General features: G+C 59.9%; 3 protein-coding genes. All 3 read right to left on the bottom strand.

The genetic code is table 11. From position 1 onward, the window contains the following. Window positions 1-325: 325 nt before the first annotated feature. Window positions 326-637, bottom strand: coding sequence for a type II toxin-antitoxin system RelE/ParE family toxin (locus LCM4577_RS27150; RefSeq protein WP_071074202.1), 312 nt, complete (start codon window positions 635-637; stop codon window positions 326-328). Between the two features lie 3 nt (window positions 638-640). Beyond that, window positions 641-907 (bottom strand): type II toxin-antitoxin system ParD family antitoxin, encoded by a 267-nt coding sequence (locus tag LCM4577_RS27145; RefSeq protein WP_041008894.1) that lies wholly within the window; start codon window positions 905-907, stop codon window positions 641-643. A gap of 206 nt (window positions 908-1,113) precedes the next feature. Continuing rightward, a complete protein-coding gene (locus tag LCM4577_RS27140; protein ID WP_071074201.1) occupies window positions 1,114-1,755 on the bottom strand; it encodes a ThuA domain-containing protein in 642 nt (213 codons plus the stop codon). Window positions 1,756-1,964: the final 209 nt, after the last annotated feature.

The following is a 1,964-nucleotide window of genomic DNA, read 5'->3' as shown; positions in this document are numbered from 1 at the left end:
CGCGGCTCTCTTGAATTCCAAACAGGGCAAACATAGAAGCGAACTTCTCTGCCGCCAGCGGCGCACCGCCCTCGTTCGTGGGCCGTATATAGTCGCCACCTCATCGAACTGTCAACAGCCTAGATCACTCTTTTTTCGATTTCTCGTGGAGATATCCCCGGCGGTAAAAATGGTGAGCTGGCTTGGTTCATTCTTGGCCGCGTTCCGCCGCCGACCATGCCGGCGATAGCAGCCACAATCGCTCTGCCGAGCGGACACGTTCAACCCAAAGATCGCCCGCAGCACTTAGCCGAATGTCGACCGCGGCGCCCGACTGAACCTCGATTTAAAGCCGTTCTTCGAGCAATTCGGGCGTGATGTTCCGGCCGGCGTAGAAGATGCCCAGGATCAGCACACGCTCGCCGTCGACCGCGAAAACGATACTGACCGCGCGGCGATAGCCGATGATCCRCAACCTCGGCATGATCTCCACCCGCTCGGTGCCGCGCTGTGGAAATGTCGACAAGCCCAGGCAATGATCGCGGATGCCCGAGACAAAATTCCAGGCAACCGCCGGCGACGCACGCTCGGCTATATCCTCATAGAGTTGTTCGAGCTCGGCTTCCGCTTTAGCGTGGAAGACAATCCGGTATTCCATTCCCTACTTGGCTTTCGCCTGCCGTGCGCGATGACGGGCCTCCAATCGGGAAAACACCGTTTCAGCCGGGATTCCCTTTGCCGGATCCCGCTGGAGCTCGGCCATGCGCGACGGGATCTCCTCCCGCAGCCACTTCTCCCGCTCCGCCTCAAAATCCTCAAGCATGCGCAGGCCCGCGCGGACAACCTCGCTGGCATTGTTGTAGCGGCCCGATTCGAGTTGCTTCCTGATGAAGCGCTCATAATGCTCGTTCAAAGCGTAGTTAGGCATCGGAGTCTCCCGGAAAATATCGAGCCAGGCGCGAAGCATAGCAACAGATAGCAAAAATTGACAGCTTGATTGATTCGGACGCGCCTCATACTTAGCGATTCGATGGAAGACTCCACCGAAGCGGGCGGCAGTCGGAATGTCGATCAAGCACGCCGGCGCCGATCGAGGATCGCGACGACGCGTTTTAGCCGGGTGTATCTACCGGCTCAGCGGGCGGCCCATGCCAGTCCGCGGCGCAGGATGGTGCGCATCTGCGGCACCTCGAACTCCGCTGCCACATGACCCAGCGAGGAATAGAACACCCGCCCCTTGCCGTGTCTGCGCTTCCACACCACCGGCATGACGACGCCATCGATCCACGGCGCATATTCGCCGGAGAAGGTGGTCGTCGCCAGCACTTCATTCGACGGGTCAACATGCATGTAATATTGTTCGGAGCGGTAGGGGAAATCGTCGATGCCTTGCATGATCGGGTCGTCGCGCCGCATCACCTTTACATTATAGTCGATGATGTTGCCCGGATGCGCGACCCATTGCCCGCCGCACATGAACTGATAATCGGGCGATTCGCGAAAGGCATCGCCCATGCCTCCATGATAGCCGCCAAGGCCGACGCCGTTTTCGACCGCTTTCGTCAGGTTGGCCTCTTCCGCCTTGGTGAGCTTGGACATCGTGTAGATCGGCACGATGAGGCTGAGCTCGGCGATCGCCGGGTCGGCGAAGACCGCGGTCGTGTTCTCGACACGCACGGCAAAGCCTTCTTCCTCGAGCATCGCCTTGACGGCACGAGCGCCGGCTTCGGGTTCGTGGCCCTCCCAGCCGCCCCATACGATCAACGCCTGCCGCATCTTCCGCTCCTCCTACATCAGCGCCGCGGCCGAAATGTATGGCGCTTGGGCGCCGAGCGACCATCGCTGCAAAGCTCCGCCGAGTCGAGTTGGAAAGAAGCGCAGGGCAAAAAAACAAAAGAGCCCGCGCGGTGGGGGCTCTTTTTGTGTTGGTTGCGGGGACAGGATTTGAACCTGTGACCTTCAGGTTATGAGCCTGACGAGCTACC

The organism is Mesorhizobium sp. LCM 4577 (assembly GCF_001854795.2).
In the GTDB taxonomy this organism is placed as follows: Bacteria; Pseudomonadota; Alphaproteobacteria; order Rhizobiales; family Rhizobiaceae; genus Mesorhizobium; species Mesorhizobium plurifarium.
This window is presented reverse-complemented; position numbering and strand designations above follow the sequence as displayed.

Excerpts from the sequence above, each read along its gene's own strand:
- LCM4577_RS27140 (WP_071074201.1), bottom strand. The coding sequence starts at position 1,755 with ATGCGGCAGGCGTTGATCGTATGGGGCGGCTGGGAGGGCCACGAACCC.
- LCM4577_RS27145 (WP_041008894.1), bottom strand. The coding sequence starts at position 907 with ATGCCTAACTACGCTTTGAACGAGCATTATGAGCGCTTCATCAGGAAG.